The 25687-nt window shown below is 45.6% G+C and carries 25 protein-coding genes and 2 tRNA genes; 15 read left to right on the forward strand and 12 right to left on the reverse strand.

The window, feature by feature from the left end; all coding sequences use genetic code 11:
• Window positions 1-14: 14 nt before the first annotated feature.
• Window positions 15-88: transfer RNA gene (locus tag HF966_RS07155), tRNA-Ile, on the forward strand.
• 372 nt (window positions 89-460) lie between these two features.
• Window positions 461-1654 carry an MFS transporter gene (locus tag HF966_RS07160; RefSeq protein ID WP_168677459.1) on the forward strand — a complete coding sequence of 398 codons (1194 nt, stop codon included), beginning with the start codon at window positions 461-463 and terminating at the stop codon, window positions 1652-1654.
• Window positions 1655-1688: 34 nt separating this feature from the next.
• On the opposite strand, the gene HF966_RS07165 is transcribed toward HF966_RS07160, so the two are convergent.
• Window positions 1689-2462, reverse strand: a complete 774-nt coding sequence (locus HF966_RS07165; RefSeq protein ID WP_168677461.1) for a TIGR01457 family HAD-type hydrolase — start codon at window positions 2460-2462, stop codon at window positions 1689-1691.
• Between the two features lie 291 nt (window positions 2463-2753).
• On the opposite strand from HF966_RS07165, the gene HF966_RS07170 reads away from it, so the two are divergent.
• Together HF966_RS07170 and HF966_RS07175 are read left to right on the forward strand one after the other, a co-directional pair.
• Window positions 2754-3164 carry a hypothetical protein gene (locus HF966_RS07170; RefSeq protein WP_168677463.1) on the forward strand — a complete coding sequence of 137 codons (411 nt, stop codon included), beginning with the start codon at window positions 2754-2756 and terminating at the stop codon, window positions 3162-3164.
• Complete coding sequence (locus HF966_RS07175; RefSeq protein ID WP_168677465.1) at window positions 3164-3958, forward strand: DUF6681 family protein; 795 nt, start codon at window positions 3164-3166, stop codon at window positions 3956-3958. The genes HF966_RS07170 and HF966_RS07175 overlap by 1 nt, the downstream gene beginning before the upstream one ends.
• A gap of 1 nt (window position 3959) precedes the next feature.
• On the opposite strand, the gene HF966_RS07180 is transcribed toward HF966_RS07175, so the two are convergent.
• Entirely contained in the window at window positions 3960-4403 is a 444-nt protein-coding gene (locus HF966_RS07180; RefSeq protein ID WP_168677466.1) for a GNAT family N-acetyltransferase, read from the reverse strand.
• Between the two features lie 50 nt (window positions 4404-4453).
• Here HF966_RS07180 and HF966_RS07185 point away from each other — a divergent pair, with 50 nt between their 5' ends.
• The 4 genes from HF966_RS07185 (at window position 4454) to HF966_RS07200 (ending at window position 9258) form a co-directional block, all read left to right on the forward strand.
• Window positions 4454-6664, forward strand: a complete 2211-nt coding sequence (locus HF966_RS07185) for an LTA synthase family protein (protein ID WP_168677468.1) — start codon at window positions 4454-4456, stop codon at window positions 6662-6664.
• A gap of 90 nt (window positions 6665-6754) precedes the next feature.
• Complete coding sequence (locus HF966_RS07190) at window positions 6755-7822, forward strand: glycosyltransferase (RefSeq protein ID WP_168677470.1); 1068 nt, start codon at window positions 6755-6757, stop codon at window positions 7820-7822.
• 36 nt (window positions 7823-7858) lie between these two features.
• A complete protein-coding gene (locus HF966_RS07195) occupies window positions 7859-8344 on the forward strand; it encodes a MerR family transcriptional regulator (protein WP_168677471.1) in 486 nt (161 codons plus the stop codon).
• On the forward strand, window positions 8341-9258 hold the full coding sequence (locus tag HF966_RS07200; protein ID WP_168677472.1) for an RluA family pseudouridine synthase: 918 nt from the start codon (window positions 8341-8343) through the stop codon (window positions 9256-9258). Before HF966_RS07195 ends, HF966_RS07200 begins: the two co-directional genes overlap by 4 nt.
• Window positions 9259-9295: 37 nt before the next feature.
• On the opposite strand, the gene HF966_RS07205 is transcribed toward HF966_RS07200, so the two are convergent.
• Entirely contained in the window at window positions 9296-10015 is a 720-nt protein-coding gene (locus tag HF966_RS07205) for an MIP/aquaporin family protein (RefSeq protein WP_168677473.1), read from the reverse strand.
• A 271-nt stretch (window positions 10016-10286) separates the two neighbouring features.
• Between HF966_RS07205 and HF966_RS07210 the strand changes: the two genes are divergently transcribed.
• Both HF966_RS07210 and HF966_RS07215 read left to right on the forward strand, forming a co-directional pair.
• On the forward strand, window positions 10287-11642 hold the full coding sequence (locus HF966_RS07210; RefSeq protein WP_168677475.1) for a gluconate:H+ symporter: 1356 nt from the start codon (window positions 10287-10289) through the stop codon (window positions 11640-11642).
• Window positions 11643-11748: 106 nt separating this feature from the next.
• Window positions 11749-12471 (forward strand): DUF1003 domain-containing protein, encoded by a 723-nt coding sequence (locus HF966_RS07215; RefSeq protein WP_168677586.1) that lies wholly within the window; start codon window positions 11749-11751, stop codon window positions 12469-12471.
• Between the two features lie 27 nt (window positions 12472-12498).
• On the opposite strand, the gene HF966_RS07220 is transcribed toward HF966_RS07215, so the two are convergent.
• Window positions 12499-14574: a copper-translocating P-type ATPase gene (locus HF966_RS07220; RefSeq protein ID WP_373306380.1), complete on the reverse strand. Its 2076-nt coding sequence runs from the start codon at window positions 14572-14574 to the stop codon at window positions 12499-12501.
• Window positions 14564-15010 (reverse strand): CopY/TcrY family copper transport repressor, encoded by a 447-nt coding sequence (locus tag HF966_RS07225; protein ID WP_168677476.1) that lies wholly within the window; start codon window positions 15008-15010, stop codon window positions 14564-14566. Before HF966_RS07225 ends, HF966_RS07220 begins: the two co-directional genes overlap by 11 nt.
• Window positions 15011-15098: 88 nt before the next feature.
• Here HF966_RS07225 and HF966_RS07230 point away from each other — a divergent pair, with 88 nt between their 5' ends.
• Both HF966_RS07230 and ubiE read left to right on the forward strand, forming a co-directional pair.
• Window positions 15099-16547, forward strand: a complete 1449-nt coding sequence (locus tag HF966_RS07230) for an o-succinylbenzoate--CoA ligase (RefSeq protein ID WP_168677477.1) — start codon at window positions 15099-15101, stop codon at window positions 16545-16547.
• Between the two features lie 42 nt (window positions 16548-16589).
• Window positions 16590-17300 (forward strand): bifunctional demethylmenaquinone methyltransferase/2-methoxy-6-polyprenyl-1,4-benzoquinol methylase UbiE, encoded by a 711-nt coding sequence (gene ubiE, locus HF966_RS07235; RefSeq protein WP_168677479.1) that lies wholly within the window; start codon window positions 16590-16592, stop codon window positions 17298-17300.
• A 327-nt stretch (window positions 17301-17627) separates the two neighbouring features.
• On the opposite strand, the gene HF966_RS07240 is transcribed toward ubiE, so the two are convergent.
• The 7 genes from HF966_RS07240 to HF966_RS07270 form a co-directional block, all read right to left on the reverse strand.
• Window positions 17628-17699: transfer RNA gene (locus HF966_RS07240), tRNA-Asn, on the reverse strand.
• A gap of 56 nt (window positions 17700-17755) precedes the next feature.
• Window positions 17756-18877 carry an acetylornithine transaminase gene (locus HF966_RS07245; protein WP_168677480.1) on the reverse strand — a complete coding sequence of 374 codons (1122 nt, stop codon included), beginning with the start codon at window positions 18875-18877 and terminating at the stop codon, window positions 17756-17758.
• A 13-nt stretch (window positions 18878-18890) separates the two neighbouring features.
• Complete coding sequence (gene argB, locus HF966_RS07250) at window positions 18891-19628, reverse strand: acetylglutamate kinase (RefSeq protein WP_168677481.1); 738 nt, start codon at window positions 19626-19628, stop codon at window positions 18891-18893.
• Between the two features lie 21 nt (window positions 19629-19649).
• Window positions 19650-20867, reverse strand: a complete 1218-nt coding sequence (gene argJ, locus HF966_RS07255; protein WP_168677483.1) for a bifunctional glutamate N-acetyltransferase/amino-acid acetyltransferase ArgJ — start codon at window positions 20865-20867, stop codon at window positions 19650-19652.
• Between the two features lie 20 nt (window positions 20868-20887).
• Window positions 20888-21928, reverse strand: coding sequence for an N-acetyl-gamma-glutamyl-phosphate reductase (gene argC, locus HF966_RS07260; RefSeq protein ID WP_168677484.1), 1041 nt, complete (start codon window positions 21926-21928; stop codon window positions 20888-20890).
• Window positions 21929-22050: 122 nt separating this feature from the next.
• On the reverse strand, window positions 22051-22557 hold the full coding sequence (locus HF966_RS07265) for a YbhB/YbcL family Raf kinase inhibitor-like protein (RefSeq protein ID WP_168677485.1): 507 nt from the start codon (window positions 22555-22557) through the stop codon (window positions 22051-22053).
• A 1-nt stretch (window position 22558) separates the two neighbouring features.
• Entirely contained in the window at window positions 22559-22948 is a 390-nt protein-coding gene (locus HF966_RS07270) for a GTP-binding protein (protein ID WP_168677487.1), read from the reverse strand.
• Between the two features lie 96 nt (window positions 22949-23044).
• Between HF966_RS07270 and HF966_RS07275 the strand changes: the two genes are divergently transcribed.
• The 3 genes from HF966_RS07275 (at window position 23045) to HF966_RS07285 (ending at window position 25630) form a co-directional block, all read left to right on the forward strand.
• Window positions 23045-23350, forward strand: coding sequence for a kinase (locus tag HF966_RS07275; protein ID WP_168677489.1), 306 nt, complete (start codon window positions 23045-23047; stop codon window positions 23348-23350).
• A 176-nt stretch (window positions 23351-23526) separates the two neighbouring features.
• Window positions 23527-25080 carry an MFS transporter gene (locus HF966_RS07280; RefSeq protein ID WP_168677491.1) on the forward strand — a complete coding sequence of 518 codons (1554 nt, stop codon included), beginning with the start codon at window positions 23527-23529 and terminating at the stop codon, window positions 25078-25080.
• A 37-nt stretch (window positions 25081-25117) separates the two neighbouring features.
• A complete protein-coding gene (locus HF966_RS07285; protein ID WP_168677590.1) occupies window positions 25118-25630 on the forward strand; it encodes a PadR family transcriptional regulator in 513 nt (170 codons plus the stop codon).
• The last annotated feature ends 57 nt before the right edge of the window (window positions 25631-25687 follow it).

The raw sequence follows: 25687 nt of genomic DNA on the forward strand, positions 1-25687 counted from the left end.
AATAGACATAAGAGGGGCCTGTAGCTCAGTTGGTTAGAGCACTGTGTTGATAACGCAGGGGTCACAGGTTCGAGTCCTGTCAGGCCCATCAGTGAGAGAGTTAGCGTTTGCTAGCTCTTTTTTTGTTTTCTCTTTATATTTTCTGAAAATTATCACTACTTGTTTCAAACTACAAAATTTCACTAATTTTATTTTGTGAATATCATAATTAGTTGTTGTGTTGTCAACTAAGTTGACGTGTTTATGAGATATTAAATAAAATTTTGCTTACTTTGTGAAAAAGTGGTATCCTAAATGCAACTGTTTTCGTTTACAATATTTTCATGCAAGCGCGCGGTGTAAATTTTAACGAGGATATTTAACATGGATGGCGCGAAAACCGTCCTGCGTTTATCACCATCGCCCACATAGCTGCCTTGAGGCTTAACTATGAGAGTAATGATAAACAAAGGACGGATAAATGGAAGAGAAGTTATTTAACAAAGGTTTTGTCACAGTTACAATTATTAATTTTATCGTATATCTTGTGTACTATCTCATGATGGTCATTATTGCGGTAATTGCGCATGATCAATTACATGCATCGTTTGGACAGGCGGGATTGGCGTCTGGAATCTATATCATTGGGACATTAATCGCACGTCTCATCATGGGAAAAGAATTAGAGTTGATTGGTCGGCGTCAAGTTGCCCGCTGGGGGGCCATTTTGTATTTAGTCACGACCATTGGTTATCTTTTTGTGCCAACAATTTGGACATTAGATATTGTGCGACTACTGAATGGTTTTGCTTACGGAATGACCTCAACGGCATTAAATGCCATCGTTACCGAATTTATTCCCGAACGTCGTCGCGGTGAAGGAATTAACTACTATGGCTTGAGTACCAGTTTAGCCGCCGCTATCGGGCCCTTTATTGGGTTACTGCTACTCAATGCTACGAGCTTCCACTTTATTGTCATTATGTCAGTCATTCTAATTGCATTGTCAACTGTGGCACTATTTGTGATTCAAATCAATAATGTTGAACTGACTCCAGCACATCTTGCTGAACTTAAATCATGGCGTTTATCGAGTTTTATTGAATATAAAGTCTTGTTGATCGCGATTGTTGGCTTTTTGATGGGTTTGTCCTATTCTAGTGTTTTGGCGTTCTTAGCGTCATATGCGGAAAGTTTGAATTTGGTCGCAATTAGCTCATTTTTCTTCGTTGTTTACGCAGGCATTGTGACGGTCACACGGCCTATGTCAGGGCGCATATTTGATCGTTTCGGCGAAAATATGGTGATGTATCCCAGTTATGCGTTTTTAACCATTGGGCTGTTGGTCTTAGGATTAACCACTAATGGCGCAATGTTATTGCTATCAGGTGCGCTTATTGGTTTGGGGTATGGGACATTTATGTCAAATGGGCAAGCTGTGACCCTCAAACTCGTTCCTAGTCGCCGAATCGGGATTGCGTTATCAACTTACTTTATTGGATTGGATCTTGGATTAGGTGTTGGCCCTTATGCCTTTGGCGCTTTGCACGCGCAATTACCATTTCGTGATCTATATTTTGTCGCAGCAGTTATTCCAGTTATTTCAGCATTACTATATTTTCTCTTTTATAAACCTGGAAAAAATCAGTTTGAACAGACAAGTGTTGCAAACTAAAGAAAAAGCGTTGTTTCACGTGAAACAACGCTTTTTATAATACCCAATCATCTAATGAGTCGACTTCGTGAGTCGGTTTTGGCGACACTTTGGCAATTTGTTCCGGCGTCGAAACGCCAGAATAAACCAAGAGTGTATCAATACCATGATTGATTCCGGCTAGAATATCAGTATGATAATTATCACCGACCATAATGGCGTCTTGTTTTGCCGTTTGCGTTCGTTCTAACGCACCAGTCATAATCGGTGCTTGGGGTTTGGCAATGACAGTGGGCGTGACCTGAGTTGCGGTCTGCACAGCAGCAACGAGGGCCCCGGCTCCGGGCATCATGCCATGTTCTGTGGGTAAATTCGTGTCAGTATTGGTCGCTACGAAAAGTGCACCTGCTTGGATTGCGAGGGTAGCTTGAGCTAACTGGTCGTAGTTAAACGAACGATCCAACCCAACGACCACGACATCAGCAGGCGCTTGGTTAACGAGTGTGAATGCTGCGGCCTGCAAGGCGGATTTCAATCCAGATTCGCCAATGACCAGGACGCGAGCTTGTTGCGCCACTAGCGTGGCCAAATGATCAGCAGTGGCCATCGCACTCGTATAGACCTGATCGGGGGTGGTCGGGATGTCATGATTACGGGTTAAATTATCAGCCACTTCTTCTGGGGTTTTGGTTGAATTATTTGTGACGAACAGATAATTCAAATGATTGGCACGCAAGCGTTCAATAAAGCGTTTACCAGCAGGGTAACGTTCTTTGCCTTGATAAATCGTCCCATCTAAATCAATCAAATAAGTTTTGTATTGCGCCATCTGCTTTAATCTCCATTTAATTTCTATCATCTATATTATATACATCAACAAGTGTTGATATCAAACAACGAATCAACGGACTTCTCTCCAATCTCAATCTCCCTAAAATAAAATCTCCTAAAATATTTTATATTAATGTCCGCCCGCAAGCAGTTGCGGGTTTTCGTTGCTTTTAGGGGTATTTTTTGCGAGATTACGCGGATACGCGTAAAATGAGAAGAGAAAGCGCGTGGTCTAAACGCGTGGTTTAAAAATCGTCATCTGTGTTTCACGAAGTATCTTGGGGGAATTATGTCAAAAAAATATCGCACGCCACCATTTTTAACACCAGCGGCAATTGTGTCGTTGATTGTTGCGGTGAGTGCAGGAAACATCGTTGTGAATGTCGCCACTGGCACGCATGAGGGCGGCCAGGTCGCGCCGAGACAAACGAGTGTCGTATCATCGGTTAGCCAGTCATCAAGTAGTAGTAGTAGTACGACCCCAGAATCCAGTAGTACAACGGCAGAAAGCAGTGTGACTTCTTCATCAGATACAAAGCCAACCTCTTCGTCGTCACAGTCCAGTGTCTCTGATACCAAAGCTTCATCCTCGTCAGTGCCGGAAAACACAGCGCCAGCAAGCTCTGCCTCGGCGAAAACACCAGATACGGCTGTTTCATCCTCAGTGCCTGAAACGACGCCAGCAGGAGGTGCAAAATAATGTTTACAGTACTTGATTTAATTAATCATTATCTCGGTTTTTTCACGACAAATTCGAAGACGAAAGATCGTATCTATACAGTGGTGGGCGCAGTTGGTATCTGGTACTTATTGTATATTGCCTATCGTTTTTTTGCCAATGGGCGTTGGCTGCGTGGGACGCTCATTGCAGCCGTGTTTGCGCTACTAGCATATTTTGTTATTTTAAATATTATTTATTATTTCACCAATAAAGTGATGCGCTGGGACATCTCACCGCGGATTGAAAAAATGATGGGTGGCCCACAACAAGTTGCTGACAAAAACCAACAACATGAGGTCATTGTGCCAGCCAATGGGCTGTATCAAAAACAAGATGTCATGCGTGGAGAGATTACCGTCGATGATGCGCAGCAAGAAAATATTACCCAACTCGCTACGGCCTTATTGCAACTCGGGTTCATGAAACAAGACTACGGACACCTTGGTGCGCAAGCACAACGCCAAATTATTTTGCAACAGTCGGTCATTTTTGCCAATCATCCTGGCACCCTGTTACCTTATTTTGGCATGGTGACGGCGGGAAATATAACCACAATTGTGGGTGGCATCAATCAGTTGCAGGCGCGCGAATTAGGGACACTCGTCACCGTGGGGATGACCCCAACGCCACAAGCGCTTGAAAAATATCGCATTGCGTTATCGTCAGTAACGTTGACGGGTGGGTTGGGTCATGTTGCCACCCGAAGTGAGCTTTTATCTGTGCAACAACCGTATAAGATTCAAGTGGAAGTCGCTTACGAAAAAAAGAATTGATTTATACCAATTCTTTTTTCATGTTGATATGTAAAATGTTTGCTTCGATGAATGCGTCACCGTAGGGTTGAAACCCTAAGCTTTCATAAAAGCCCTTTGCTTGCACTTGGGCACCGAGATCAAGGGTTTGAATTCGGTAGCCTGGGGCTAACTTTTCAATGTAGTCAAATAACTGACGCCCGATCCCTTGCCCGCGCATTGGAAAAAGCGTGGCAACGCGTTGCACATGCCAAATTCCGGGATGCGCTTCAAAAACGCGGGCGGTCGCTGCCAATTTACCATCGACATAGGCCACGATATGCAAAGCAGCTGCTTCGATGTCGGGATTGTCGAGTTCAAGCTGCATTGGGACGCCTTGTTCGGCCACAAAGACGGCTTTTCGGATATTGAGGGCATCGTCATGAATTTTGCCAAGCCCAATTTGATGTAAGATTTGAATTGTCATATTGGTATTATAACAAGATTTAACGCCAGGCGTATCGCTTTATTGGTATAATGGAAACTATGAAAAAACGTGTAAGAAATTTTTTTAAACATTTTTGGCAGGCAATATTAGCGCCTAAAAACTGGTTAGGTCAGTTAAATACGCGGCGTGGATTCTTTACTTGGTTATTAACGTTATTTACCTTAAAAACAATCCTAGCCTATGGCGCTGATTTTGAATGGCTGCATGCACAAGATCCGTTACAAATTGTGTTGATGCTGGTCAATCCAATTGGTTTTACCATGATTTTGTTCAGTTTAACGTTATTCATAAAGCCAAAGCAACTCTATTATGGGGCCTTACTCATTTTAGACACGGTGATGACCTTATTGTTGTACTTGAATGTGGTGTATTTCCGTGAATTTTCGGATTTTATGTCGATTAACACCATTTTGGGCTATAATACGGTGAATCAAGGCGGAAAGGCAGCAGGCGCGATCGCCTTTGGCGTCCACGACATCTTATTTTGGGTAGATATCCTCGTGATCATTGGCTTGATGTTGGCCCGAAAAATTCAACTGGACCGTAACCCGCTGCCACGTTTTCAACCGTTTAAGCTACTAACAGTCGGGGTATTTATCCTGACTGCTAATTTGTTTTTTTCAGATATTGATCGCCCACAACTCTTAACGCGGCAATTTGACCGGGAATATATGGTGAAGTATTTAGGGTTGGGTCCATTTACGATTTATGATGCCATTAATACGTATCAAACAAGCCAAGTCCGAAAAAGTGCTACCCCATCGGAATTTACGCAAGTAAAAAATTATGTGACACAACACTATGCTGACATTAATCCACAGTTCTTTGGTCGTGCCAAGGGTAAAAATGTGATTGTGATTCACTTGGAAAGTTTCCAACAAATGTCTATTGATCGTAAAATCAATGGGCAAGAAGTCACGCCTTTTTTGAATAGTTTGTATCATAGCCAAAGTACGATTGCCTTTGATAATTTCTTTAATGAGGTCGGACAGGGTAAAACTTCGGACGCGGAAAACATGTTAGAAACGTCGACTTTTGGTTTGCCACAAGGGTCACTGTTTTCTAAATTAGGCAATGATCAGACTTTTCAGGCTATGCCCGCTATTTTGAACCAACGCGCCGGCTATTCAAGTGCCGTCTTCCACGGAAATATCGGGACTTTTTGGAATCGTAACAACGTCTACAAGCATATGGGGTATCAAAACTGGGTATCAGGGGATTACTTTGATTTGACCGGCCAAAAGGCCACAACTTGGGGCCTGAAAGATAAATTATTGTTCCAGGAATCAGTCCCATATTTGGAAAAGTTACAGCAGCCCTTTTATGCTAAATATTTGACGGTGACAAATCATACGCCATTTACATTAGATAAAGAAGATCAAGATCCAAATTTTGTGACCACAAATAGTGGGTCGAAAATTGTGGACAATTACTTTATCACGAACCATTATTTGGATCAGTCAGTTAAAGAATTTTTCGATTATCTGAAAAAATCTGGTTTATATGACAATACAATGGTTGTGTTATACGGTGATCATTATGGCATTTCAAATACTGATGCGAAGTATTTGGCGCCGATTTTAGGTAAGAATCAGGATCAGTGGAATGATTTAGATAATGCCAATTTGCAGCGTGTGCCATTTATGATTCACGTGCCGGGCATGACAGATGGCTTCATTGATCACACTTATGGTGGTGAAATTGATGTTGCGCCAACGATTGAACACTTGTTAGGCATTAGCACACAACGCTATATCCAATTTGGGCAAGACTTACTCAGTCAACAACATGCCCAAGTGGTCGCCTTTAGAAATAAGGATTGGATGACCCCAGAATATGCCAGCTTGTCTGGACAGTATTGGAATGTCCAAACCAATCAACTCATCCCAACGCCCACACCTGAACTTCAAAAAACGCTGGATAATATTCAAACAGATGTGGACAACAAGCTTGATATGTCAGACAGTTTGAATCAAAAGAATTTATTACGCTTCTATACGCCAAAGGGCTTTAAACCCGTTGATGCGAATAAATTTGATTACAGTAAAGCCGCGACGATTAAGCGTCTACAAAAGCAAAATAAAACGTTGGGTAAAGCGTCAACGAGCTTATTTGCTAAAAATGGTGATAAATCAACCTTGAGTGATTATGTCACTGATGCACCTGAATTGCATGATGAAAAGACGGATTCAACGCGTCTCGTGCCACGAAATGCTGATGACTGGAGTCAAAGTGAGTAGTGGTTAGATTAAAAGCCCCGAACTGAGTTACCATTACGTTTGGGGCTTTTTTTGATACAATAGAATGGATGCTACATTGGAGGCGCTGCGATGAAGATTTTGATTGGATTAGAAAATATTGGCTTGGGCGGAATGAAGCGGGCCACAACAGTTGTGGGCAATGCCTTGGCCGCAACACATGATGTGACGTATTATAGTTTTTCGGCAATGCCACCCTTTTATACTTTGGCGGCCCCTTTGATGGTGAGCCCAAAGCCGGTCGAATTAGATAATGACGCGCAGCCGTTTCAACGTTTCGCTGAACAAATCCGCGCTTTTGAAACAGTGGCTCGTGGCTTTGATATTGTGATTTTAGCGGGTGGGCTCTTGTCTAGTTTTGCTGCGCAATTGACGTTGCCACGCACACAAGTCATTGGTTGGATGCATAATAATGTCACAACTTATCAAACGCAGTATTATGCGGCAATGCAAGACGAATTCAATGCAGGCTTGCGGGCATTAGATGTGATTGTTGCGCTAACAGAATCAGATTTAGCTGGCTTTTCAGCGTATAATCGTACTGTAAAAATATGGAACCCGCTCACGATTACGCCAAGTGGACGGGCAGATCTGAAACAAAAAGTGATTGCGTTTACGGCGCGAATTGCAATTCAACATAAAGGGATTGATTTTGCGGTGCAGTTGGCAGCCAAATTACCGGATGACTGGCGCTTAGCCATTGCTGGTGGTGGGTCAACAGCGGATATGGCAACCTTTGAGGCGCTAATTGCTGAGTATGGCGTGAGGGATAAGATAATTTATCGGGGCCCGTTAAAAGATGATGCCTTGCGTGACCATTATCGCCAAGCGAGTCTTTTTGTGCAAACGTCGCGCTGGGAAGGGTTACCTTTAGTATTAGCGGAAGCGATGAGTTTTGGGCTGCCGATTGCCGCGATGCAAAATACTGGTTCGGCAGAGGTTTTAGCGGCAGGACAGTATGGTATATTGACGCCCAATGGGGCTGTCGATGCCTTTTATGATGCGATTTCACCATTGTTGCAAGATGAACAGTTACGCACTGAATATGCACAAAAAAGCTTGCAACGGGTGGAAGATTTTAAAATCGGTCCCATTTTAGCACAATGGGAGACGGTGTTTCGCCAAAAATTTGACAACTAAGTTGACAAGAATATAATATTCTTAGAGGCAAACGTGATGACTGAAGAATCTCATTTTAATCATTTAACAAAATTTAAAAAGCCAACGTTTGATAACTTACAATTTCGAATTGGCGAATTGGCACGCATGACAGGGGTCTCAACGCGACAGTTACGCTATTGGGAAAAGCAGGGGTATGTTTCTGCGAGTGCCCGAGAAGATGAACAAGAGTCGCGCTTATATGGGTTCCCCGCTTATGTGAAGGTGACAATTATTAAGCAACATTTAGATGATGGCGAAGCCCTACATGAAGCGGTTGATGCGGCGAATCAGCAAATTGAAAATGTTGGAGTTATTCAACATATCATGAAAACGGCTTTTCAGGGATTAGAAACTTACGAAGGGCAACATGTGGTGAATCTAGGCTTTTTTGATGCAGCAGAAACCCAATTGTTGTACGTATCATTAGATGATACTGGCAAAGCTGTGTATCGCTTGGTCGATGCTAAAAAAGCCAAGCCGCAGACAGCAGCGCAATCATGACAATGTGGACTTATCACATCCCAGTAGCAACACAGCGCGTGGGGCAGACGGTGAAGGCAACGCTTAATGCGTGGTTAGTGCCACAACGAATTCGGGGCGCTTTGCGCATGAAACAACATATTTCTGTCAACGGTCACCAGGTGCCGACGAGTTATGTTTTTCAGACTGGGGATGTGTTGACGTTGCAGTTTGATGCGGCTGATTTTCGGACGAGTACGTCTAACTATCAACCAAACGGGCAACACACGGTGCCTATTATCTTTGAAAATGATGACATCGTTGTGGTCAGTAAACCTGCTGGCATGAAGATGCATCCACATGCGCCAAATGAAACGGACACCTTATTGAACTATTTAGCGGCTGATTTTTCGGCACGTCACTGTATGAGCGCTGGTATGCCGGCACGGCCTTATATGGTTCACCGGATTGACCGGGAAACCTCGGGGGCGGTGATTGTGGCCAAGAATCCCGTTGTTGTCCCGTTATTAAATCGACAGATGGTCGATAAACAGATTCAGCGCACCTATCTGGCTTGGGTGCATGGGACGCTAACTGATTCAGCAGGTATGATGACCACACCAATTGGCGTGGATCCGTTAAATCCGCGTAAGCGGCGCGTGGATGGGTTGGCTGCGCAGGCGGCGAAAACTCATTGGACTAAAATACATACGGTGTATCAGAACACATTGTTGCGTTTACAACTCGACACGGGACGCATGCATCAAATTCGCGTCCATTTGGCAAGTATCGGCCACCCTATTGTGGGGGACTCGCTCTACGGACCGGTTGCGCCAGTGACACGGATGATGTTACATGCCGCGACTATATCAGTCCCGTTACCTTTTGATGGGGGGACACGGCAGGTCAGTGGTCCGTTGCCGACAGATTTTCCAAGACAATTAAAAACAATATAAAAAGCAGCGCATCCGCGCTGCTTTTTATATTGTTGGTTTAAGCTGCTGTGTTAACGTCTTTGTTGAAGTAATTAGCGGCAAAGGCTGCCAATGCGCCACCGAGTAAGTCAGCGACAACATAGACCCAAACGTGACCAAGTGCGTTACCCTTAACAAAAATAACGGGTGACAAAGCACGTGCTGGGTTAAAGGCCCCACCAGTAATTGGTAGTGCGACAATAATGAAGGCTGCCAAGATCAAACCGATGACCAACGGTGCTGGCACATTAGCCAACTTTGTCACAATTGAAATGATCAAAACGAACAAGAATGTTAGGACAAATTCGAACAAGAAGGCTGTGACTGCTTGACCGTTTGAGAAGTTTGTTTGACCCAAACCAGCAATGTCAACGAATTGTTGTACAGTCATCTTTTGACCAGACAAAGCTTGTGTCACTGTTGATGACTTCAAGTAAGCAGAAACACCACCGTAAACGGCAAGTGATGCCACCAAAGCCCCAAGTAATTGGGCAATGACATAGCCAACGAATTCAAGCCATGACAAACGCTTTTGAATAGCCATTGATAATGATACGGCTGGGTTGAAGTGCGCACCTGAAATATGTGCGAAGGCATAGATAGCACCAGTCAAGGCTAGGCCAAAGGCTAGCGCAATTGTGATTGGTGAGGGGGTTGTGGCAGCTGAATAAACAACGCTACCTGTTCCGACGAACACTAAGATAAATGTGCCGAGGAATTCTGCGAGATACTTACGCATGGTGTGTTCTCCTTAATTGTAGATGTAAAATTACCAACACCATCTATTATACACTTTTACATTAATTTACAGTTAAATATTGGTTGAAAAAAGGCAAGTCTGACTTGTTAAACATCGTTGTAGTTTTTTATAACAGGATGTGATAGAATATATTTTGTTGAAAGCGCTTACAATAAATAATAAAAAATCGGACAAGTCTATACAGAAAATATCTTGTACTTACTCATAATGTGTACCAGCACAGTATCACAAACAGAATGGAGAAATCGCTATGATGTCTTTTGTTGTCTTAACAATTGGGATCTTGTTCCTCTTGTTGCTCATTATAAAGTTTAAAATCAATACATTTATTGCCTTGATTTTAACGTCAAGTCTTGTGGGGCTTGGCTTAGGGATGAAACTGGAACAAATTCCGGTGTCCATCCAAAACGGCATTGGGTCATCACTTGGTGAATTGGCCATCGTGTTCGGCTTTGGGGCAATATTGGGGCGCTTAGTCGCCGATGCTGGTGGGGCTTACCGCATTGCTCATACTTTAATTGAAAAGTTCGGTAAACAACGCGTCCAACTCGCCATCATGGTCGCTGCCTTTATCATCGGGATTGCCCTGTTCTTTGAAGTGGGGATGGTCTTATTGATTCCAATCGTCTTTGCGATTGCGTTAGAGGCCGCGGTGCCACTCCTTTACCTGGGCATCCCTATGGCGGCAGCTTTGTCAGTCACGCATGGTTTCTTGCCACCACATCCAGCGCCAACGGCGATTTCAGGTGCGTTGGGTGCTAATCCTGGGACGGTCTTAGTTTACGGCTTAATTGTGGCGATTCCGGCCGCGATTATTGCTGGGCCAGTCTTTACGAAGCTCGCTCAAAAGTTCGCGCCAGATGCGTTTGTTGTCAAACGTCAACTCACCGCATTTGGTGAACAAAAGTCATTTGTTTTAGAGGAGACGCCGAGCTTTGGTATCTCGGTCTTGACGTCATTGTTCCCCGTGTTGATGATGGGGATCACAACCGTGTACACTATTATTTTCAATGACGGGCAACCGTTCAAAAAGCCAACCGGCTTGGATGCTTTCATTACAATGATCGGGAATCCGGTCGCCGCTATGATTATCTCCTTAGTCTTTGCTTTGTGGGCCATGGGTTGGCACCAAGGCCGAAAGACGCCAGAGATGATGGTAACGGTGGAAGAAGCGGTGAAGTCAATTGCCATGTTACTACTTATCATTGGTGGTGGCGCTGCCTTTAAGCAAATCTTGATTGATGGGGGTATTTCCGGTCAGATTTCGCAACTCTTTATTCATTCAGCCATTTCGCCATTGCTATTAGCTTGGTTGATTACCGTTGTGCTGCGCGTAGCGCTTGGTTCAGCGACAGTGGCCGCTTTGACGGCGGCGGGCTTAGTGCAACCATTGATGCTTGCATCGCATGTGAATCCAGCATTGATGGTGTTGGTGATAGGTGCTGGATCATTAGCTGCTTCACACGTTAATGACGCTGGCTTCTGGATGTTCAAAGAATATTTTGATCTTAACGTGAAGCAAACGTTACAGATTTGGACGGTGTTGGAAACGATTATTGCCGTTGTGGGTCTCGGCATGGTACTTTTGTTAAGTCTCTTTGTCTAAGAGAGGCAAAAAAGGTCTTAAAGTCACGACTTTAAGACCTTTTTTGATGACGATGGTATAATGAATGAAAAATGAGCCACAGGAGGGTGGGCGATTGACTGAAACAATGACGCGGCGTTGTGTCGTGGATCATGCAGCTAAAGAGATGGTTGAAGGCGTGTTGTTGCGGGAATTAGAGACTGGCTTACAGCAGGCGATTTTGACAGATTTTCCTGTGTCACAGGATGATGCTTTTATTTGTTTTGATCATCTGTTGCCCTATCGTTTGGACCGCATCAATACGATGCGGCAAGAGAACCACAAAGCCAGTCGCCATATGAATAATAAGTTGACCCATATTTTAACGGATAAGAACTTTAAAGTGATCAACGTGAAAAAACATCAGCGCGCGAACTATACCTTTGGGCAGCGGGTGGCGGATAATGTGGCACAATTTGGCGGCAGCTGGGGCTTTATCATTATTGCGATTGTGACAATGGTCGTTTGGATTGTGGTTAACGGCTTGCATTTATTTCATGTGAATTTCGATCCGTATCCCTTTATTTTATTGAATCTCTTTTTAAGTATGACGGCGGCTTTACAGGCGCCCCTGATCTTAATGAGTCAAAATCGTTCGTCAGATTATGACCGCATGCATGCGGATAATGATTTCCATGTGAATTTGAAGACAGAAGAAGAGATGCGGGTGTTGCACGCAAAAATTGATCACCTGATTCAAAAAGATAATCCGGATTTGTTAGAAGTTCAGGTGCTCCAGACAAAAATGTTAGGCGAAGTCCAGCAACAATTAAGTGCTTTGATTGAGCAACAAACCAAACAATCAGAATAAAAAGACAGCAGGTTAACTGCTGTCTTTTTATGACGCCTTGAGTGTCATGGCATTTAAGGCGACGATGACAGTTGAGAGCGACATGAGGATCGCCCCGACCATTGGGTTGAGCATCAACCCAAAATTAGCCAACGCGCCTGCAGCCAGGGGCAGGGCGAGCAGGTTGTACCCAGCACCCCACCAGAGGTTTTCGATTTGCTTTTTATTGGCCCGCTTGGTGAGTTTGAGAAAATCAATAATGGTTGGTAATTGATTGGTCACCAAGACAGTGTCGGCTGCGGCCTGGGCCACTTGGGTGCCAGCCCCAATAGCAACTGATAAATCCGCCTGGGCGAGTGCCGGCGTATCATTGATCCCATCCCCAATCATCATGACGGCGCCTTGCTTTTGATACGTTTTGACCAAGGTAATCTTTTCTTGGGGAGACACTTGGGCATGGACAGCCGTGATGCCAAGTTCTGCAGCTACACTGTGAGCGACTTGGTGGTTGTCGCCGGTCACGAGGACTGGCACGAGGTGTTGGGCTTTGAGGTAATTGATAAAGACTGGGGCGGTCGGCTTAATGGCATCGCCTTGTGCGACGGCAGCGACAACGTGCTCGTGTTGTAGCAAATAAGAAATAGTCCCTTCGGCTTGCAAGGGGGTATAAGTGAGTTGCTGATCGGTTAAGTACCGTGCAGAAACGAGGCGGAAGTGCGCGCCAGCGACCATGCCGGCAACCCCATAACCGGCCATATTTTCTACCTGTGTTGCAGTCATCACTGGTGCCTGTTGTTGTTTGGCATAATTTAGGATGCCTTGGGCTAGGGGATGCGTTGATTGCGCGTCAAGAGCGGCCATGATCCCAAGTGCTTGGGCACGGTCAAAATTGTCGGTCACTAACTGGGTGACTTTAAACTGGCCAGTTGTCAGTGTGCCGGTTTTATCCATTAAAATATAGCGGAGATGGTTAGCTGCACTGAGTGCCTTATGATTTTTGATTAAAATGCCTTGTGCTGCAGCCAAGGCTTTGGTACGTTGAATAACGAGTGGCACAGCCAGGCCTAAGGCATGTGGACAAGCAATGACTAATACCGTGACGGCAACGTTAATGGCATAACTGAGGCCGTGAATCGGCAGCCAAATCAAGAGGCTGGCACTCGCCACGATGAGCGCGACCCAAAACAGGTAACTGGCAACTTGATCAGCACGGGTTTCCACTTGTGATTTAGTGCCTGCTGATGCCGCAAGTGTGGTTTGTAATTGTCCCACAAAAGATTGTGCGCCCGCCTGCGTCACCTTTACAGAAAGGGTGCCGTTACCGTTGATGGTGCCCCCGACCACAGTGCGGCCGGGGGTTTTATCAATTAAGCGACTTTCGCCAGTCATCAGAGATTCATCGACCTGGCTCTCACCAGTTAAAATGATCCCGTCAGCAGGAAAAGCTTCACCGGCCAAGACTTGGACGACCATACCGGGCTCTAATGTGGCAACGGGCATATCCATCATATGATCGCCATGTTGCACATGAGCAATTTGTGGGAGGAGGGCTTGAAGTTGTGCTGTGGCATCCCCAGCTTGCATGGTGGCGGTCATTTCAATGCGATGGCCCAATAACATGATGACTGTTAGGGTGGCAAACTCCCAAAAAAAGGTCATCACATGTTGGGCTGGCCAAAATAGTTGTGCCAGTAAAGCATAGATGGAATACCAGAAGGTCACGAGCAGTGAGAGGCTGACCAAGCTCATCATGGCTGGTTTTTTGGCTTTTAGTTCGGCTTTTGCGCCATTAAAAAACGGCGGCGTGCCAATGATGTAGAGGGCAATGGCTAAGATCGTCGTGACCCACGTATCACCTGGAAACTGGATGGTGAAAGGCAATGTCATGTCCATCAACGGTGTGATCAAGATGATAGGCAACATCAACGCCAGTGACCACCAAAAGCGCTTGGCCAAGTCAGTCATATCCATGTGTGCCATGCCAGGATCATCAGCCATGTGGCCATGATCGTGCATCATAGGCATGGGATGTGCCATTTTCTCGGCGCCATGGTCATGGTGTGCCATGTCATGGTTGTGTGCTGGTGTGGCTGGGTGTGTATGATGTGCATGTTCATTTGTCATGGTGGGCAATCTCCTCTTGTTGATGTGGCATGCAATCACAAGCAATGCGATCAGGCGCTTGGGCGTATTTCGTCTGGAGCGTGTCTTGGAGGTGTGTAATGTCGTGTTTGGATAACGGCGTGGTGGCCAAGACATCTACCAGGGCTTGACCGACACACATGGCACACATCGCATGGAATGTGCGGGACAAAGTTGCAGTCATTGCCTCATGCTCTGCCACTGTGGGCAAATACAAGCGGTCGCGAATAGCGCCATTGTCTGTCAGATAGCCTTTGGCCTGTAGGCGCGTGATCAGTGTCTTAATCGTTGAAGGCGACCAGTCGGTTTTTTTGGCCATGACACGGATGACTTGGCGACTCGTGGCTTCGCCAAGTGTCCAAATCACGCGCATAATTTCCCATTCACTTGTTGTCATTGTTTGTGTTTGTTTAACCATGACTTTAGTCTACAACTGTAGATTATAAAATGCAAGGTGATTTTTAAAGCACATGGTATGATAGATAGTGACTAAAGAGGTTTTAAACATGGAAAATTGGTTAGTGAAACGTGCGCGGTTAACACCCAACCGGGTGGCAGTGTCGGCGGGTCAACAACAACTCACATTTCAAGAGGTGGCGCAAGCAGCCAACAAATTAGCTGGACAAATTGCTGCGCTTGGGGATGATCACCCACGCGTGGCCGTTGTTATGACGAATACCTTACAAGGGTATTTAGTCATTATGGGTTTGCAACAATTGGGCAAAACCATTGTTTTTATTAATCGGCGGTTGTCCGTGTCAGAAATTAATTTCCAATTGGCTGATGCCGAGGTGTCATTGCTGCTAACTGACGATGCTTATACCGCAAAACTGACGGTCGCACAGCAAGTCAAATTCTCTGAATTACCTCCGGGTCAAGCAGTGACACCAGTGGCAACTTATCCAGATGAATTTGTCACAAGTATCATGTATACATCAGGCACCACGAGTCAACCCAAAGGCGTCATGCAAACGTATCATAATCATTGGGCGTCAGCGATGGGGAGTGCCTTGAATCTTGGACTCACCCACCAAGACGCTTGGCTTGTGGCCGTGCCGATTTTTCATATTAGTGGGTTTGCAATTCTAATGCGCAGTTTGCTCTATGGGATGCGTGTGGCACTCGTTGAAAAGTTTGACGCACATCAAATCAACGATATACTCATTCATGATACAATAACAACAATGTCAGTCGTACCAGTGATGTTAAAGCAATTATTGGCTGATTTGCCCGAAGGGGCCCACTATAATTCACAATTTCGAGCGATGCTACTTGGGGGTGGGCCAACGGATCGCACGACGTTACACCGTGCACAAGCCCACCACATACCAATCATTCAGTCTTACGGGATGACGGAAACGGCGTCGCAAGTGGTCGCGCTTGACCCAGCTGATGCTGATGAAAAGTTGGGCTCAGTGGGGAAACCTTTATTTCCTGTGACCCTGCGTGTTCAAGATGAACAAGGGCAGGCTGTTCCTGCAGGAACATCTGGGACGGTCTGGTTACAGTCGCCAACCTTAACACCGGGCTATTTCAATCGCCCAGAACTATTGGCAAAGAACATGCAGGCAGGCTGGTTTAATACTGAAGACTACGGCTACCTTGATGCGGCGGGCTTTTTATACATTCAAGGTCGCGCAGGCGATATGATAAGCTCTGGTGGGGAGAATATATTTCCTGATGAAGTGGAGTCTGTCTATGCTAAGATGCCAGGATTGGACAAAATTGTCGTAGTGGGCGTCCCTGATGACAAGTGGGGGCGTGTTCCGGTGGCGGTTGTACAAGGGACGGCGTTATCAGCTGCAGCATTGCGGCAATTTGGTCGTGAAAAATTAGCCCACTATAAAGTGCCCCAACGTTTTTACCAAGCTAAAGACTGGCACTTAACGGCGAGTGGCAAAGTACAACGGCGGTTGTTTACAGCGGAGCTAAATCAATTAAAGGCATTACATTAAAACAGGAGTAGCGTAACTAACACAGTTCACGCATTAAAGTTTATGACACAATCACCGAAAAATACCGATGTGCAAGCACTTTTTAATACCATTGCACCCGAATATGACAAGATGAATAATATTATCTCGCTTGGCACACATAAATTATGGCGTCAAAAGGTGATGGCACGCATGACCTTCCCTGATGGGGCGAATATTATTGATTTAGCCACTGGGACTGCGGACTGGGCGTTAGCGCTAGCTGAGAAAAGTGATCCAACGGCGCATGTTACTGGCCTAGATTTTAGTGAGGAAATGTTGGCCGTTGGGCAAAAAAAGGTCGATGTGAGCGATTATTTTGACAAAATTACTTTAGTACAGGGTGATGCGATGGCCCTGCCATTTGATGATGCGGTATTTGACATCGTGACCATCGGTTTTGGCTTGAGAAATCTGCCAGACCCTGTGATGGGACTCAAAGAAATGTACCGTGTGCTTAAGCCTGGGGGACAATTGGTCATCTTAGAGACATCACAGCCAGATAATCCATTGGTTAAGCCTTTCTGGCAATTCTATTTTGGCCAAGTGATGCCAATATTTGGCAAGGTGTTTGCCAAAGGGAAGTATCAAGAGTATAAATATCTCGACGATACAACCGAAAAGTTTATGGACTATATGACACTAGGTCAGGTCTTATTACGCGTTGGTTTTGAAAAAGTAACGATTTCTCGGTTTAACCTTGGGGCTGCTGCAGTGCATTATGCGGTGAAATGAAAAAGCAAAGTACGCTGAGCGTGCTTTGCTTTTTATGTACACAAAAACATGCACAAGGAGTAATTAACCTATTATTTGCCTTCGAGAACCCTAAGTAATGTTTCATGGCATGTTTTTGTATGTGTACTGGTAAGGTACTTCTCTAGTTTAGCTGATGTGAGTGGGGATGATTATTTTATTTTTCTCGGATTTTAAAAACGCTGAAAAAGGGATTTTGATTGCACCGGATGTCTTTGTTGGCCTGTCAATAATACAGGTATGATTAGTGTATCTTGTCAAGAAAAGCCCACGCAACAACCGTGGGCTTTTCTTTCAGTTTATGTGGTACTGCTCCACCTGGATTCGAACCAGGGACCTGCGCATTAACAGTGCGTTATTCTACCACTGAACTATGGAGCAATATGTCGTTTACTCAACTATTTAAGTATAACAACATGAGAATTAAATGTCAATGGTTAATTTTTTCCGAGTTGAATTTTAATCTTATCCAAAGTTTCCAAGAGTTGTGTGGTGGGGATTGTCAACGGTGGCAGCAGGCGTAACGTATTGTGGCCAGCAGATAAAACAATAATATGTGCCGCCAAAAGGTCAGCAACGACTGATTCAACAGGCACCGTGAGTGCAATACCAGCCATCATTCCCAACCCGCGGACGTCATCTACGACTGATAAGTTTTTAAATTCCGCTAATTTATCCCAAAATAGGGCAATTTTTTCTGGCAAGGTTGGTAACACGTCATCCAAGACCGTCAACGTGGCTTGAGCGGCGGACATCACTAAGGGATTGCCACCAAACGTTGACCCGTGGGTGCCATAGCCTAAGGCGTCAGCATACGCATTTTTTGCTAACATAGCGCCGACCGGAATACCGTTAGCCAATCCTTTGGCGGTGGTGAAAATATCCGGCGTAAATCCATATTGTTCAAAAGCAAATCTTGTGCCAGTTCGGCCCATCCCCGTCTGAACTTCATCAACGAGCAACAAAATACCGTTTGTCTGGGCTAAAGCCACTAGCTCAGTGATAAACGCTGGGTCAGCGGGGAAAACCCCACCTTCACCTTGAACGAGTTCCAACATAATGGCCGCCGTATCGTCGGTAATCTGTGCTTTGACGCTGGCAATATCGTTAAATTTCGCGTAGGTAAAGCCAGTTAACATCGGTAGGCCAGCATGGATGCTGTCTTGGCCGGTGGCTGACATCGCCGCATACGTCCGGCCGTGAAACGAGTTGGTAAAGGAAATAATCGTTGATTTGCCGGTGACTAAACGGGCCAGTTTAATGGCTGCTTCATTGGCTTCGGCACCGGAGTTGGCAAAGTAAGTCGTGTAGTCCGGCCCACCGAGTTGTTGCGCGACCGCTTCTTGCAACGGATTTTGGTATAAATTGGGGAGATGCCACATTTTCTCGGCCTGCTGGGTCAGCGCGGCCACGACTTTGGGGTGGGTCGCGCCGATGTTGTAGACACCAATCCCACTGGTTAAGTCACTATAGGCTTGGCCTTGGTCGTCAAACCAAGTCGCATTTTGCGCTTGGGTAAAAGTCACTGGTGCGCGATGGTAATTTGGAAAGAGGGTCATAAATTACTCCTTGTTAAAGTGTGACGACCGTGCCAGGTTGGGAGACGGTGTTGGTGATATGGACATGGTGCACGCCGCGTTTGACCGCGCTCAAGGCACTGTTGATTTTTGGGATCATACCACCGGTGACGAGATGATCGGCCGTTAACTGTTGGGCGGTTTTTGGGGTGAGTGCTTGGAGTAAACAACCGCTCACTTTGACGCCGGCAACATCGGTGAGTAAATAAAGGGCATCGGCGTGGAGTTGCTTGGCAATAGCGGTGGCGGCGTGGTCAGCATTGACGTTTAACCACTGCCCGTCATTTGTCATAGCTAATGGGGCAATAATAGGAATTAAATTTTGTTGCCAGAGTTGTTGGATGAGCTGGGTGTTGACTTGATGAATCACGCCGACATAGCCATAACGCGCTTGATCTAACACATGACCGGTTAAGAGTTGATTACTGCCGGCATTAAGCCCGATGGCAGCGAGCCCGTGTTGGCGAAAGGCTTCGGTGAGTGCAGGTTGGACTTGGCCGAGGAGTGCTAGTTGCGTGAGGTGGAGCCCTTGCGCGGTAGTGACCCGAATACCGTTAAGCTTTTGTACCGGTTCGTTAAATTGCGTCATCAAATGAGAAATCTGGTCACCACCGCCGTGGACAATGGCGACTTGAATATGCTGTTTTTGCCAATGTTTAATCGTCTCAAAAAACTTGGGGGTGAGCTGTTGGGCGGCATTACCGCCAATTTTAATGATGTATTTTTGGGTCATCGTTTCGCTCCTTGGTGTTGCTTACGTGGTATAGAGGGCGTTAATTTTCACATAGTCATACGTCAAATCTGATCCCCAAGCTTGGCCGGTGGCCGCCCCGTTGTTCAGGTCGATTTGAATCGTGATGTGTGGGTCTTCTAGTGCGGCTGTTAGGGCTGCTTGATCGAAGGCCACTGGGGCACCGGCTTGCATAACAGAATAGCCATTGATACTGATAGCGATGGTTTCTGGGGTGATGGCTGTTTCGGCCGCACCGATGGCGGCAATAATGCGACCCCAGTTGGGGTCTTTGCCAAACATGGCGGTTTTGACCAATGATGAGCCGACGACTTTTTTGGCAATGAGTCGGGCGGCAGTCGCTGATGGGGCGTGTGAAACCGTGACGGTGATGAGTTTTGTGGCCCCTTCGCCATCACTAGCGATGGCGATAGCAAGAGCAGTGGTGACGTGATGTAACATCGCTTTAAATTGCGCGTAAGACGCGTCGTCTTGGGCAATTAGCGAATTGCCAGCTTGCCCATTGGCCATGACTAAGACCATGTCGTTGGTGCTGGTATCGCCATCAATGGTGATTTGATTAAAACTCGTCTCGACATCTTCTGACAAGGCTTGTTGCAATAAGTCACTGGTAATGTGCGCATCCGTGGTGATAAACCCAAGCATGGTAGCCATGTTGGGATGAATCATCCCCGAACCTTTGGCAACCCCACTCATCGTGATGCGCTTACCGGCAATGGTGCCTTGAATCGTCACGGCCTTCTCGTTGGTATCGGTAGTCATGATGGCGTGGGCAAACCCAAGCGCATCGCCATCAGGCTGGAGTTGATGAATGCCTGCGGTCACGGTTGCAATGGGGAGGATTTGGCCAATAACCCCAGTTGAGGCGACGCCGACTAAGCTGGGGTCAATCCCTAACTTATCGGCGGTGGTGGTTTGCATGTGTTTGGCATGGGTGACCCCGATTTCCCCCGTGACCGCGTTGGCATTACCGGAATTGACAATAATTGCTTGTAGTTGGCCGTTTTGAATGGTTTGTTTGGTCACTTGGACGGGAGCGGCTTGGACTTGGTTGGTTGTAAACACGCCGGCCACCGCAGCGGGCACGTCGCTGATTAGCCAGCCAAGATCTTTGGCTTTGTGTTTGAGCCCAACATGTTGCCCGTCAGCGTGAAAGCCTTTGGGGGCGGCGATGCTGGGGTGCGATAAGCTGGTGAAAGGGGTGCTGAATGTTTGGGTCATGAATTTTCCTCGCTGTTGGGTTAGGCGTATTGGGCAATCAAATTTAAGCCAGTCGTTTCCTCAAAATGGTACAAGTGATTCATATTTTGAATAGCTTGGCCGGCCGCGCCTTTAATCATGTTATCTAGCACGCTGACAATCGTGAGATAGTGGGTGATGGGATTATAGGTGAGGCCAATATCGGTGAAATTCGTGCCAACGACTTGTTTGATGTCGGGCAAGGTATCCAATGGCATCAAGCGGACGAACGGCTTGTCCGCGTAGGTCTGGTGATAAAGGGTGTCAATGGCTTTGGGTGTGAAAGGTTGTTTTAATTTCACATACGCACTGACGAAAATGCCACGGTTAATCGGCAGCAGTGAGGTGGTGAATTGAATATGCGCTAGACCGGGCTGCCAGCGTTGTAACTGTTGCATGATTTCTGGTAAATGTTGGTGCTGGTTGGGTTTGTACATCATCATATTTTCATTGACGGTGACAAAATGGCTTGCTACTGTGAGTGATTTACCAGCACCGGAGAGACCACTTTTGGCATCGATGACGATACTGTCTGTATCGAGCAACTGTGCTTGGGCCAGTGGTGCTAAAGCCAGTAAGGTAGCGGTCGCGTAGCAGCCGGGGTTCGCAATGTAAGGTTTATCATTATCGTAAAAATCAGCGAGGCTGTAGTTGGCTTGGTCTAACAACGCTTGTGGCGCGGCGGGTTGGTGATACCATTGGGTGTAATCTTTAGCGTTTAAGCGGAAATCACCAGACAAATCAATCACTGGAAAGTGGCGCGCGATAAAGGGCGCGGCGAGTGTTTTGGTCACACCACTTGATGTGGCGAAGAAAACCAAATCGGCGTTTTGCATAATATGCACTGGATCAACCGGTGTTGGTGTAATTTTATACAGTGATTGCAAATGGGGGAAGGTTTGGTCTATGGGTGTCTGCGTGTCAGTTGTCTGGTGAATCGAGACGATTGTCACATAGGGATGCAAGTGCAGCAAACGCAATAATTCCATTCCGGCATAGCCGGTGACACCAACAATCGCAACTTTGAGCTGTTTTTCAGTCATACCATTTCCTCCCGAGTCGTTGCTTTAAATCATAAAACGTTATGTATTTAAATGCAATAAATATGCAATTACGATTTGAATAATCCTAAATTATTGCATAAAAAAAACACCTCGATGAGGTGTTAAGCGCGGGCGGGCAGTTCTACGATTGCCATATCCAATACGTGGCCTTGGCTTTTGGTGCGCAGTTCGTTTAAGAAGAAGCCATCTTGGAGATCTAGCTGCGTATCGAGGGCAAAAACGGTCAGTGTGTAGTTGTGCGTTTGATCTGGTGGCATGGGGCCGATGTAGGCTTGGTTGATCGCCGGATTGGCCGGTTCCTGACACTTTTGGACAAAATGCCAAGTTGAGTTCGTGCCCGAAACAGCCAGATCGGTTGCGCGCAAGTCTTCTGGCACATTGCCAACAGGGACATTGGCGGCTAACCAATGAATCCAAGGAAAACCGCCAACGGGGATGGCGTCATAATCAATCAGACTAATCGACAAGGATTGTGCGCCGGCGGGGATAGCCGTGATGGTGATTGGAAAGTTTGTGGTCGGCATATCTTGCGTGCGATACGCTGCTGGGGCATATTTGGCGTATTTATCCGGCATGAGACCATTTTCGAGTGGCACAGTGAGCTGCATATTATTCTCCAATTAAATTTTTCTTGGCTTGTGCCAAACGGGCGCGAACGGCGACAGACATCTGTCGATTGTAGCGACGAACGGTGCTAACAGCCGTAATGACAGCCGCTGTTCGTTCATCAAGATCGCTGATGTTGTCGATGTCGGTCCGTGTTTTGGCTTCAAAGCGGTCAATAAAGGCCAGTTGTAAGGAGGGTTCGTTTGCCCGCAGGGTTTCTGCGGCGGCGTGCTTGCCGGTAGTAGTTAAGGTTTCTACGGCGTCTTGATAGCCAGTAAAAAAAACGTCGGGGTCGGGCGTATTTTCCCAAGTGAGGGGTTCAGGTGTAGTGGCGTCTTCAGGTGTTGGTGTGACAGTGGGGGCTTTCTTTTTAAAGAGATCAAATAAAGACATGTGGACAACCTTTCATGATAAAATGATTATCTTAATTGTACCGAACATCTGTTTTATTTGGTACAATAAATTTAACATTTAGAGTTGGGGATAATCATGGCGGCACGGAAAACAGTATTTAACGATAAACAGCGTATTTTGAGGCTTTATTCGGCTTTAATTAGCCATCGCGCCTTGTCAATTGAGGAAATTGAAGACATGTTTTTTATTGGGCGAAAAACTGTCCAGCGCGACATTTCTGAAATTCGTGATTTTTTACATGATTTGCAAGTTGGGGAGCCGATTCAATCAGAAATTGTCTACGATCGTCATTCGCGTAAGTATCAATTAACCGAAATGGAGAATTTATTCCGTGTGTTTGATAAGATCAATCAAATTGATGAAAGCGATCCGATGGATTAATGGTAGCCAAAAAGACACCTTGAACTGAACCCCATAAGTTGGAGTAAATCCAACCTATGGGGTTCAGTTCGCCTAAAAGGAAGTGTCTTTTTTTTATGGACAAAACTCTTGACAAAATTACCAACATCGCCTATATTAACATTGTTTATATAAATTATATTAATATGGAGAATAAAATGAAGCAAAAAGATGTAAGAATCTTTATTTTTGTATTAGGTATTTTTGTTTGTATGCTCGATACAACGATAATGAATGTCAGTTTACCCAAAATTGGCCAAAATTTAAACGTGGGGTTGGATGAACTGGCCTGGGCACTCAATGTGTATCTGATCTTATTTGCGGCATTGACCATTCCTTTAACACGGGTATCAGAGTATTTTGGCCCTGAACGTGGTTTTATTTGTGGCACGTTATTTTTTGGGATAGGTTCGTTGCTGTCAGCGATGTCCGACACTTTATTAGCGTTACTCATTGGTCGTGGTATCCAAAGTATCGGCGCAGCGTTGGTATTTCCATTGGCCATGACTTTGGCGATTAAGTCCGTCCCAGTTCAGAAAAGAACGGGCATAATTAGCCTTTTGGGGATTACACAAGGTATTGCGGCAGCTCTTGGTCCGACAGTTGGTGGCGTTGTGACGCAATTTTTGGGCTGGCGATGGCTTTTCTTGATCAATGTACCAATTGTGTTATTGATGTTGGGTTTGAGTTTGAAATACTTATCTATGGCGCGTGAAAGTAAACAATCCGTGGTGCTGGACATCCCTGGGGCAATCTTAAGCATCCTATTTTTGAGTTGTTTTTCCGTGGGCTTGATGCAGGGCCGCATTTGGGGGTGGACTGATTGGCCAACGATAATGTGTCTGGGCAGTGGAATGATCGGCTTTATATTGTTCATCATTGTTGAGTATTTCAGCAAGAATCCAATGGTGCCTTTGCGATTGTTTAGCGATGGTGGCTTTTCCATGGCTGCTTTTGTGATTGTTGTGAGTAACCTATTTTTGGTGGCGACAACGGTCATTTTACCGAATTATTTCACGAACGTTGCTGGAATGGACACGCTACAAGCTTCACTACTGATTACACCAATTTCAATTGCTATCTTTATCTTGGCGCCACTTTCAGGCCTCAGCTTATCGCGTGTTTCAGCATGTTGGCTATTGTCAGGTGGTTTCTTCATGATGGCGTTGGGGTATGCCTGGTTGGGGACCGGCGGCCTTGGTGATATCAAGGAAACAATTGTTGCTGGTTTATTGATTGGCGGTGGGTATGGTGTCATTACAGGTCCGATACTAGTCATTGCAGCGGGACATTTACAGGGAGAGCTTTTGACTGCTTCGCAAAGTGTCACTGGCGTGTTAAGGCAGGTGGGAACGATGCTTGCCGTGGCGATTTTTGTCACCGGATTGTATAGTAATTTGACGCTTGCACGTCAACATACGCGAGACTATGCACAGCAACAAATAGAAGTGTTAGACTTGCCAGAAAAAAATACGCAGCATGTGCTAGCAGATACTGATCAGAAACTGAGGGCAACAGTATTTTCTCCCACAAAGACGAAGAACATGCCGATCCAATTGGCGAAGCAAATAGCAAAAATTGAAACCTATGGCCGTGACCAGCTATGTCAAGCATTTAACAAGCTATACTTAATAACCGTGCCGTTTATTATAGGTTGTGCCATAATCAGCTTCATATTAGGCAATAAGCGCACGCGTTCTGGTGGTGTATAATGAGAAGGGAAAATACGCCAGTGGAGGAATATAAATGATGAAGGGGCGCGAAATTATTTTAGGTATCCTAAAGGGTGGACCACACACTGGTTATGAAATTAACGACATCTTGCAAACACGACTCAATCATTTTTTTGATGCTTCGTTTGGGATGATCTATCCAACTCTGAAAAAGTTGGAGGCCGAGAAATTGGTGACAAAATATCAAGTCACACAGTCAGATAAACCCAATAAAAATGTCTATCAAATTACCCCTGCCGGAGAAGCAGTTTTTTTAAAAGCGCTGCATGAACCAACCGCTGATGAAGTTTTTAAATCTGACTTTTTGATGCGTTTGTATTTTGGACAAGATTTACCAGATGAAGAAGTGGCACAATTTTTAGACGAAGAAATCGCACGGAAAACACAGAAATTATTAGAATTACAGTCGCAGTTGGATTTCTGGATTAGCCAAGGGATGACCAAAACGCAGCGTATCACTTTTGATTATGGGGAAGCATACTATACCGCCACGTTGGCGACACTAAAAGCTGCGCGTAGCAATTTTTAACGTCATTTGAACCATGCCTGATATAATGATGGTATCAAATTCATGTGGGGCAAAAAA

Origin of the sequence: Leuconostoc holzapfelii, assembly GCF_012396485.1 — a bacterium.
In the GTDB taxonomy this organism is placed as follows: domain Bacteria; phylum Bacillota; class Bacilli; order Lactobacillales; family Lactobacillaceae; genus Leuconostoc; species Leuconostoc holzapfelii.

Excerpts from the sequence above, each read along its gene's own strand:
- HF966_RS07160 (WP_168677459.1), top strand. The coding sequence starts at position 461 with ATGGAAGAGAAGTTATTTAACAAAGGTTTTGTCACAGTTACAATTATT.
- HF966_RS07165 (WP_168677461.1), bottom strand. The coding sequence starts at position 2,462 with ATGGCGCAATACAAAACTTATTTGATTGATTTAGATGGGACGATTTAT.
- HF966_RS07170 (WP_168677463.1), top strand. The coding sequence starts at position 2,754 with ATGTCAAAAAAATATCGCACGCCACCATTTTTAACACCAGCGGCAATT.
- HF966_RS07175 (WP_168677465.1), top strand. The coding sequence starts at position 3,164 with ATGTTTACAGTACTTGATTTAATTAATCATTATCTCGGTTTTTTCACG.
- HF966_RS07180 (WP_168677466.1), bottom strand. The coding sequence starts at position 4,403 with ATGACAATTCAAATCTTACATCAAATTGGGCTTGGCAAAATTCATGAC.
- HF966_RS07185 (WP_168677468.1), top strand. The coding sequence starts at position 4,454 with ATGGAAACTATGAAAAAACGTGTAAGAAATTTTTTTAAACATTTTTGG.
- HF966_RS07190 (WP_168677470.1), top strand. The coding sequence starts at position 6,755 with ATGAAGATTTTGATTGGATTAGAAAATATTGGCTTGGGCGGAATGAAG.
- HF966_RS07195 (WP_168677471.1), top strand. The coding sequence starts at position 7,859 with ATGACTGAAGAATCTCATTTTAATCATTTAACAAAATTTAAAAAGCCA.
- HF966_RS07200 (WP_168677472.1), top strand. The coding sequence starts at position 8,341 with ATGACAATGTGGACTTATCACATCCCAGTAGCAACACAGCGCGTGGGG.
- HF966_RS07205 (WP_168677473.1), bottom strand. The coding sequence starts at position 10,015 with ATGCGTAAGTATCTCGCAGAATTCCTCGGCACATTTATCTTAGTGTTC.
- HF966_RS07210 (WP_168677475.1), top strand. The coding sequence starts at position 10,287 with ATGATGTCTTTTGTTGTCTTAACAATTGGGATCTTGTTCCTCTTGTTG.
- HF966_RS07215 (WP_168677586.1), top strand. The coding sequence starts at position 11,749 with ATGACGCGGCGTTGTGTCGTGGATCATGCAGCTAAAGAGATGGTTGAA.
- HF966_RS07220 (WP_373306380.1), bottom strand. The coding sequence starts at position 14,574 with ATGACAAATGAACATGCACATCATACACACCCAGCCACACCAGCACAC.
- HF966_RS07225 (WP_168677476.1), bottom strand. The coding sequence starts at position 15,010 with ATGGTTAAACAAACACAAACAATGACAACAAGTGAATGGGAAATTATG.
- HF966_RS07230 (WP_168677477.1), top strand. The coding sequence starts at position 15,099 with ATGGAAAATTGGTTAGTGAAACGTGCGCGGTTAACACCCAACCGGGTG.
- ubiE (WP_168677479.1), top strand. The coding sequence starts at position 16,590 with ATGACACAATCACCGAAAAATACCGATGTGCAAGCACTTTTTAATACC.
- HF966_RS07245 (WP_168677480.1), bottom strand. The coding sequence starts at position 18,877 with ATGACCCTCTTTCCAAATTACCATCGCGCACCAGTGACTTTTACCCAA.
- argB (WP_168677481.1), bottom strand. The coding sequence starts at position 19,628 with ATGACCCAAAAATACATCATTAAAATTGGCGGTAATGCCGCCCAACAG.
- argJ (WP_168677483.1), bottom strand. The coding sequence starts at position 20,867 with ATGACCCAAACATTCAGCACCCCTTTCACCAGCTTATCGCACCCCAGC.
- argC (WP_168677484.1), bottom strand. The coding sequence starts at position 21,928 with ATGACTGAAAAACAGCTCAAAGTTGCGATTGTTGGTGTCACCGGCTAT.
- HF966_RS07265 (WP_168677485.1), bottom strand. The coding sequence starts at position 22,557 with ATGCAGCTCACTGTGCCACTCGAAAATGGTCTCATGCCGGATAAATAC.
- HF966_RS07270 (WP_168677487.1), bottom strand. The coding sequence starts at position 22,948 with ATGTCTTTATTTGATCTCTTTAAAAAGAAAGCCCCCACTGTCACACCA.
- HF966_RS07275 (WP_168677489.1), top strand. The coding sequence starts at position 23,045 with ATGGCGGCACGGAAAACAGTATTTAACGATAAACAGCGTATTTTGAGG.
- HF966_RS07280 (WP_168677491.1), top strand. The coding sequence starts at position 23,527 with ATGAAGCAAAAAGATGTAAGAATCTTTATTTTTGTATTAGGTATTTTT.
- HF966_RS07285 (WP_168677590.1), top strand. The coding sequence starts at position 25,118 with ATGAAGGGGCGCGAAATTATTTTAGGTATCCTAAAGGGTGGACCACAC.